At 59.8% G+C, this 7,766-nt stretch carries 7 protein-coding genes; 4 read left to right on the top strand and 3 right to left on the bottom strand.

Features of this window, described 5'->3' with window-relative positions:
- Positions 1-16: 16 nt before the first annotated feature.
- Entirely contained in the window at positions 17-403 is a 387-nt protein-coding gene (locus Q0520_RS10595) for a 4Fe-4S binding protein (protein WP_298669897.1), read from the bottom strand.
- 2 nt (positions 404-405) lie between these two features.
- On the bottom strand, positions 406-1,911 hold the full coding sequence (locus Q0520_RS10590) for a homocysteine biosynthesis protein (protein ID WP_298669895.1): 1,506 nt from the start codon (positions 1,909-1,911) through the stop codon (positions 406-408).
- An 89-nt stretch (positions 1,912-2,000) separates the two neighbouring features.
- On the opposite strand from Q0520_RS10590, the gene Q0520_RS10585 reads away from it, so the two are divergent.
- The 4 genes from Q0520_RS10585 to Q0520_RS10570 are packed head-to-tail and all read left to right on the top strand — an operon-like array spanning position 2,001 to position 6,438.
- Positions 2,001-2,708, top strand: coding sequence for a Nif3-like dinuclear metal center hexameric protein (locus tag Q0520_RS10585; RefSeq protein ID WP_298669893.1), 708 nt, complete (start codon positions 2,001-2,003; stop codon positions 2,706-2,708).
- On the top strand, positions 2,705-3,028 hold the full coding sequence (locus Q0520_RS10580; protein ID WP_298669891.1) for an SWIM zinc finger family protein: 324 nt from the start codon (positions 2,705-2,707) through the stop codon (positions 3,026-3,028). The genes Q0520_RS10585 and Q0520_RS10580 overlap by 4 nt, the downstream gene beginning before the upstream one ends.
- Positions 3,029-3,088: 60 nt before the next feature.
- Positions 3,089-5,830: an alanine--tRNA ligase gene (gene alaS / locus Q0520_RS10575; RefSeq protein ID WP_298669889.1), complete on the top strand. Its 2,742-nt coding sequence runs from the start codon at positions 3,089-3,091 to the stop codon at positions 5,828-5,830.
- A 2-nt stretch (positions 5,831-5,832) separates the two neighbouring features.
- The gene (locus tag Q0520_RS10570) at positions 5,833-6,438 is read left to right on the top strand and encodes a transcriptional regulator (RefSeq protein WP_298669887.1); all 606 of its coding nucleotides are present in this window, start codon (positions 5,833-5,835) and stop codon (positions 6,436-6,438) included.
- Between the two features lie 429 nt (positions 6,439-6,867).
- Here Q0520_RS10570 and Q0520_RS10565 read toward each other — a convergent pair whose 3' ends face one another.
- On the bottom strand, positions 6,868-7,509 hold the full coding sequence (locus tag Q0520_RS10565) for a DUF3800 domain-containing protein (protein ID WP_298669885.1): 642 nt from the start codon (positions 7,507-7,509) through the stop codon (positions 6,868-6,870).
- Positions 7,510-7,766 lie beyond the last annotated feature (257 nt).

The following is a 7,766-nucleotide window of genomic DNA, read 5'->3' as shown; positions in this document are numbered from 1 at the left end:
TGCCCCAAAGGGCCGCCTATCTCAGCAGGGAGAGCGCCCCGTGCGGGCATGCCTGGAGGCACCGACCGCAGAGGACGCAACGCTTCTGGTCGACGACGAGGTTCCAGTCGTCGTCGAAGGAGAAGACGTCCTGCGGGCAGATGCTGATGCACGCCCCGCAGTCCACGCACTCCGTCTCGTTGTGGTGGATGGCGTCCTCGAGGACCCGCACCGTCGCCCCGAGATCGCGCATCTTCTGGCTGACTTCCTCTGCCGAACCATTCGGGACATCGATGAGCACATCGCCCTCGCCCGGTTCGATCCGGGCCCGCTCGACATTGATCAGGACGCCGGTGTCCTTGACCACACGGGCGATGATCGGTTCGTGGACTTTCTTCCTGGAGAATGAGACCATCAACTTCATGGTTACTGCCACCTCCCGCCGACAAGTTTGCCAAGGTCAAGCGCTGTCAGCATGCCGATGACCCTGTTTGCCGGGTCGACCACAGGCATCGCGCTGATGTTGTTCCTGTCCAGTTTCTGTGCGGCGATGTCCACCGCCTCCTCGGGCATCGTCCTGACGACCTTCCGGGTCATGATGTCCTTTACGAGGAGACGGTCTCCCGGCCGTGCGACGGCCTTGGTGACGTCGTAGGTCGTGACGATCCCGACGAGGATACCGTCCGCGTCAAGGACAGGCAGGTGGTTCGTCTCCCCCTTGAGAAGTTTCGTGGCCGCCGTCGTGATCGGTTCGTCCTCGGTGATGCAGACGACTGCTGTGTCCATCACCTCGCGCACCATCGGGACCACCTTCGTCTCGCGCATCGGGTGCGTCCTCTTTGCGGCATTGAACTGCCTTGTCGGGAGAGCGAGTTCGATCGACCCCTGCTCCACCCAGCCGCGCAGGGTCTCCGCGACCTGGCGGGCCTTCTTGTAACTCGAAAGAGACGAGGTCTTCACCTCCTCGCCGTTGATCTCGACCTTCCCACTCTTCAGTTCGGCAAAACTGACACGCCTGATGGCCGGGCGGTCGCGGTGCGGCACGCCGTAGTCGACGATAGTTGTCATCAGGTCCTCGTCCCGTACGGCCGTGCTCCTGACAACCTCAAGGTCGGTGACAGGCAGGGGGACGCCGACACCGACGTACTTCGTGACGCCGTAGCCCTGGTACGTCGCCGCCCTGATGAAGTCCGGGCTCATCTGCTTCAGTCCGCCGGTCGTCATAAGGGTCGCAAAACCAGTCGCCGGCGAGGACTGCGTCCCCTGCCCGATGACCATGCCCTGCGCTCCGCCAAGGAATATGGGGACACCGCTCCTGATCCGATGATAGTGAGGGTCATTGGCCAGGGGAGAGAGCGCCCCCGCCCCGGAGTAGGAGACGTTCCCGTTGTTCGGGAGGAGGAGTCCCATATAGGTGTGGAGAGTGCGGTCCGTCGAGTTCGTCGCCGCGTTGTAGTTCTGGTAGGCATTCCGCGGGTTGACCATCACGGCGTCGTTGAAGTCTTCAAGGAGGAGGGTGGAGGTCACCGTCCGGCGCGGGTAGCAGTCAGTCCCGCGGGAGATCGCGCGGAGTTCAACCGACCTGCCCGAGATCAGGTCCTCGATCACGTGCGCCCCGCCGTATTTATCGCCCTGCGTGGTGGACTGCTGGGTCGCACCCATATACGCGTCGACAGCGGCAAGACCTCCATATGCCTCGACATCGTTGAGCCAGATCCTCTCCATCCTGATCGGCGGGTCGGTGTGGCCGAAGTTCAGGAAAGCACCGGAGGAGCACATCGCCCCGAAGGTCCCGGTCGTGACGACGTCTACCTCCTTGAGAGCACCTTCCTCACCGAGTTCGGCGACAATGTCCGGCATCTCCTCTGCCGTGACGACGCGGGCATTGCCGTCGCGTATTCTCGTATTGATCTCTTCGATCGACTTCTCCATATCTCCATGTTAAATCTGCATATTTATAGGTCTTTCTTATTATCCCCAGTAATAAGTGCCTTGATTACGACGGAGGCTGATCTGTGTGTATGGATAGTGCAGACCTGGTTGCGCACCTGGAAAGAATCGCGCCGCCGGAACTTGCTGAAGAGTTCGACGAAGGGCGGATCGGCCTCATCGTCGAGGGGAGGAAGGACGTCGGGACAGTCTGCTGCGCCCTCGATGCCACACCCGCGGTGGCCGAGGCCGCCGCCCGCGCCGGTGCGGGCATGCTCGTCGTCCACCACACTCCCATCTGGGACGCGGTGAACGCCGTCCGCGGCACGACCGCCGCCGTCCTGCGGCCCCTGCTGGCACACGGCGTCGGCCTCTATGTGATGCACACCAACTTCGACCGTGCCGATGGCGGGGTGAACGACACCCTCGCCCGCATCCTCGGCCTTGAGGACGTGCGGCCCATGTCTCTTGGACGCATCGGCAGGTGCACCTGCACCCTCAGGGAGATGGCCGCCCGCATCGGCGGGAATGTCAGGGTGTACGGCGCCGCCCGCAACCCCGCCACCCTTGCGGTCGTCGGGGGGAGCGGCTTTGACCCGGCCCTCATTGAGGAGGCCGTAAGCCTCGGCGCAGAGGCGTTTCTCTCGGCAGAACTGAAACACCACGTGGCGCGTTCGTCGCCGATCCCCTGCATCGAGTCGACACACTATGCCCTGGAGGCACCGGGGATGCAGGCGCTCGCGGAGAGGGAAGGCTGGCAGTACATTGACGACAGACCGACGGTCACGACCATCCCATGACAGAGATCAGGGACGAGGTCAGGGACGCCGGCGGCCTGACACCGCCGGTCAGGGAGAGGATCTGCCGTTCATACGGGGACCGGGGAAAAAAGGCGCTTGCAGCCGTCGACAGCGGCCTGGTGCGGAAGTACGACGACTTCTTCGTCGTCACCGGTTCTTCAGACGAGTACATCGTCGAGGACGACTTCTGCACCTGCAGGGACTTCATCTACCGGGGGCGGTGCTGCTGGCACATCCTTGCCGTGCAGATTGCCCTGGCGGCGGAGTTGTATCAGGAAAAAAAAGGCTGGTACATCGACCGCTGGAAGATGATCAGGTAAGCACGATAAACAATATAATCAACCATTAACGAATAATAGATTAATAAGACGTGGTTTTGAATGCTCGAAGAAGAGTATCAGCTTGAATATTTTAAATCCCAGGGCTTCGTACGGAAGATATGTACGAAGTGCGGGTCGGCGTTCTGGACCAGAGACCCGTCCCGGGAGACCTGCGGGGACGCACCCTGCGAACCATACGCGTTTATCGGCAACCCCGTGTTTCAGGCGCATTCCCTGGACGAAATGAGGGAAGCATTCCTTTCATTTTTCGAGCGGCACGGCCACACGCGTATCGAGCGCTACCCTGTCGTCGCCCGCTGGCGTGACGACATCTACCTGACCATCGCCTCGATCGCAGATTTCCAGCCCTTCGTGACGAGCGGCCTTGTACCCCCTCCGGCAAACCCGCTGGTGATCTCTCAGCCCTGCATCAGGCTCAATGACCTTGACTCTGTCGGCAGGTCTGGCAGGCACCTGACCCTCTTCGAGATGATGGCGCACCACGCCTTCAACTCGCCGAGTGAGGACATCTACTGGAAGGACAGGGCGGTCGAGTTCTGCGACCAGTTCCTCGCATCGATCGGTGCCGACCTGAAGAAGGTCACCTACAAGGAAAACCCCTGGATCGGCGGCGGCAATGCCGGCGCCTCCGTTGAGGTGCTCATCGGCGGCCTCGAAGTCGCGACCCTCGTCTTCATGAGCCTGACGCGGGAGAAAAATGACCAGGAACCGGTCATCCTGAACGGCGAGCCCTATTACCCGATGAAGATGCGGATCGTGGACACGGGCTACGGCCTTGAGAGGATCACCTGGGCGTCGAAGGGGTCGCCGACCGTATACGACGCCGTCTTCCCGGAGATGGTGAGCCACCTGATGCAGGCGGCAGGCCTCGAACACCTCCTCGACAACAAGGAGTTCACGAAGATCCTCGGCCTCAATGCAAAGTTTGCCGGGTTGATGGACATCAGCGGCCCGAACCTCTACCAGCTGAGAAAGAAGGTCGCCGCAACGATCGACGTCCCCCTGGAAAAACTGGACAAGATGATCACGCCGATCGAAAAGATCTACGCGATCGCCGACCACACCCGCTGCCTCGCCTACATGCTCGGCGACTGTGTCGTCCCCTCGAATGTCCGTGAGGGCTACCTTGCGAGGCTCGTGATCCGCCGCACCCTCAGGATGATGGCCGACCTCAACCTCAAGGAGAGCCTCGCCGACCTCGTCGAGATGCAGATGAAGATCGTCGGGCTTGACGCCTTCCAGCAGGACGTCAAGGTCGTCCGCGAGATCCTGGACCGTGAGGTGGAGAAGTATGCGGCGACCCTTGCCCGCGGCTCTCGCATTGTCCAGAGGATCGCCCGCACCTACAAGAAGAAGAGCGAGAGGATCCCCCTGCAGGAGGTCGTCACCCTGTACGACTCGCACGGCATCCCGCCTGAGATGGTGAAGGAGATCGCCGCACAGGAAGGAGCGGTCGTCGAGATCCCGGACAACTTCTACTCCCAGATCGCCGACCTCCACTCCGAGAACCATGTGGAGAAAGAGGTCGACCCGCTGGCGAAGTACCGCGAGCGCGTCGCCGGTCTCCCTGCCACCAAGAAACTCTACTACGAGCAGCCCGCCGATGTCGAGTTCGAGGCGATGGTCCTCGACTACTTCGACGGCTATGCGGTCCTCGACCAGACCCTCTTCTATCCTGAGGGCGGCGGTCAGCCCTTCGACACCGGCACCCTCGTTACAACGGAGAGCATGGTGCGGGTGGAAGAAGTGATCAAACTCGGCGAGGTGATCCTCCACAAGGTGAAGGGCGGCACCCTCAAGCGCGGCAACCGCGTCAAGGGGATCCTCGACGAGGAGAGGCGCTGGTCACTGATGCGCCACCACACGGCAACGCATATCATCCTCCACGCAGCGCAGGAAGTTCTCGGCGCACATATACACCAGGCCGGCGCCCAGAAAGGGAGCGAGACTTCCCGGGTCGATATCAGGCACTTCAAGCATATCACGCCCGAGGAACTGAAGAGGATCGAGGTCTGCGCAAACCAGATCGTGATGGAAAACGCCCCTGTCTACATCTCCTGGGAGGACAGGACACGTGCCGAGCAGAAGTACGGCTTCGGCCTGTACCAGGGCGGCGTCCCGCCGGGCAAGGATATCAGGGTCGTCCAGGTGGCCGGGGACGTGGAGGCCTGTGCAGGTACGCACTGCCGTTCCACCGGCGAAGTGGGTCCGATCGCGATCCTGCGGGTCGAGCATATCCAGGACGGTATCGAGAGGCTGGAGTTCTCCGCAGGCATTGCAGCGATCTATGCGATGCAGCACGTGAAGGACCTCCTGACCGAGTCGGCCGAGACCCTCAGCGTCCAGCAGGAGAACCTGCCGGGCAGCGTGACCCGCTTCTTCACCGAGTGGAAGGAGCAGAGGAAGGATATCGAGAGGTTGCAGCAGAAGGTCGTGGACCTGGAGGCGCAGCAGCTTGAGGCGGAGGAGGTTGCCGGCCACCGCGTCGTGGTGAAGCAGGTCGACCTTCCCCCGCAGGAACTGGTGGCGCTGGCGTCAAGGCTTGCAGAGAGCGGGGAGATCGCCCTCCTTGTCGGCGGGAACGACCGTGCGCATGCCGTGATGGCGTCCCCGGTCCCTGAACTGAATGCAATCGAGGTCATCAGGGATGTCTGTGCGGCCCTCGGCGGCAAGGGCGGGGGCAAGCCCGAGATCGCCCAGGGCGGCGGTCCTGAGGCCGGGAAGATCGGCGAGGCCCTTGCCCTCGGCCGGTCCCTCATCGAAGCGAAACTGCACATCTGAATATGACTGAAGAGGTTGTGGTGCTGGAGCCCGGCGACGAGCGGGCGAAGAAGATCGCGAAGGCGATGGCGAGCCAGACGGCGAACGACGTCCTCTCCGACCTGAAGGAGGGGCCGCGGAGTGCCGCCGAGATCGCAGACCGCCTCGCCATCCCCATCACCACCCTCAAATACCATATCGAGAACCTTGTCGACGCGGGCCTGATCGAGGTCGTGAAGACGAAGTGGAGCGCGAAGGGGCGTGAAATGAAGGTCTACGGCCTCGCCAACACCCTTGTCATCGTCTCCCCCCAGGTGAAGGACATCAGGTCTATCCTCCTGAAGTACGCCTCCCTCTTCGGGGTCATCGTCTTCGCGACGGTCATTGCGGCGGTGGTGATGCCGATGTTCATGCCGCCGGCGCCCGATGCGACGCCGCGACTGATGGGGTACGACGACGTGGCCCCCCTCAAGGCCGCACCCGATCAGGGAGGGGAGGGGTTCCTCGCCGGTGTCGACACTTCGGTCATCGCCTTCTTCCTCGGCGGGAGCACGGTGCTGCTGACTCTCCTCGTTTATGAGGTGTATCTGTATTTCACCTACTATCGGCGGAGAAAGGACAGGGCGTGAAGGATCGAATTATCCTTCATTTCTTTTTTGATGTGTGATATGATGGCGGGAGTGATCGCCAGATACCAGTCCAACCTCCTGACGCTCTCCTATCGTAATCACTGCCTCAGAGGGGTGTGCGAGCGACAGCGAGCATGAGAGATCTCATAGATCTTCGAGAAGGCACCGAGAGGTGTCGGGTGGGGGAATGTTGGGGTGAGCGGAGCACGGGTGCCGGCGGCATCCCTTCAAGCCTCTTACCCCCTCCTCCTGTCTCCCGGTGAGCTGAAGATCTCCGCGGGTGCCCTCCAGGTGAACCGGTCGTGCTGAAGGGAAAAGTATATAATAGGATTGTATGTATGTATTTATGCAGTGAGTAAGTCCTTCCCGAAAAGGATGAGGCCACCGTAAGGTGGGTGGGACGAAGTAGGGAAGGGTTCACCGCTCCTTTTATGAATCATTGAGATAGTCATATCCTATCACGACCTTATCCTCAATACTTGGATAATAGGCTCCGCCATAGTTCCTACAGTGCTCGTGGACGGCTCCAGCAATAAAATCGACGGCCTGAATACAGAGGTCACTTCTGGAATCGACATGCCTGATACCGATCTGGCCCGCTGAGAGGGCACAGGGTTTGATGCCGTTCTGTATGCCGTCCCGCAGGTCATGATCAAAAAGATCCCGCTGAATGCCGTACAGCGACTTGTCAATGACAACTTCAACCGGGGTTGTGAGATGATAATAGGACACGATGCTGGCAACCAGTGAACACGTCATAGAATTATACACCTGCTGATGCTTGTCCCAGAGTTTCATAGGGACCTGATCTTTTCTGAGATAGAGATATGCAATTTCAAGATCCGCCTTTGCAAAACATTTGAATATTCGGTTTTTTACCTCGGGCAGTGAGTTATTGAATTTAAACTCTGGAATTTCTCTCACGCTTTTTTTCATGACATTCTGGCGTATTTTTTTGAAACACCGCTGAATCCTGAGTTCATCGTGGGGGATGAGGGCAGCGATGACAAAATATTGGGATGATTGACGACTGAAACCGAGGTCGCCGGATTCGTCGATATATATCCTCACGATTAAACATCTGAAGTCATTGTATATAAAGAAGGGTCGGAAATAGTTGAAAGTTGACGGACAATTATTGACTTTCAGAGATTGAAGTATACATCCTGCAAACAACAAAAGAAGAGAACAAACAGTGCACTGAAAAAAGACAGAGAGTCTTCCCTCTCACACCATCCCGATAAAATTCCCGAGGATCCTCAGCCCCACATCCCCGCTCTTCTCCGGGTGGAACTGGACGCCGAAGACATTCCCCTTCCGCACCGACG

Source organism: uncultured Methanofollis sp., from assembly GCF_937919355.1.
GTDB lineage: Archaea > Halobacteriota > Methanomicrobia > Methanomicrobiales > Methanofollaceae > Methanofollis.
Note: the sequence above shows the minus strand (reverse complement) of the source record. Positions and strands in the feature narration are given on the sequence as shown.

Bases quoted from the DNA above. Each gene is read 5' to 3' on its own strand.
- alaS (WP_298669889.1), top strand. From the start codon at position 3,089: ATGCTCGAAGAAGAGTATCAGCTTGAATATTTTAAATCCCAGGGCTTC.
- Q0520_RS10595 (WP_298669897.1), bottom strand. From the start codon at position 403: ATGAAGTTGATGGTCTCATTCTCCAGGAAGAAAGTCCACGAACCGATC.
- Q0520_RS10585 (WP_298669893.1), top strand. From the start codon at position 2,001: ATGGATAGTGCAGACCTGGTTGCGCACCTGGAAAGAATCGCGCCGCCG.
- Q0520_RS10580 (WP_298669891.1), top strand. From the start codon at position 2,705: ATGACAGAGATCAGGGACGAGGTCAGGGACGCCGGCGGCCTGACACCG.
- Q0520_RS10590 (WP_298669895.1), bottom strand. From the start codon at position 1,911: ATGGAGAAGTCGATCGAAGAGATCAATACGAGAATACGCGACGGCAAT.
- Q0520_RS10570 (WP_298669887.1), top strand. From the start codon at position 5,833: ATGACTGAAGAGGTTGTGGTGCTGGAGCCCGGCGACGAGCGGGCGAAG.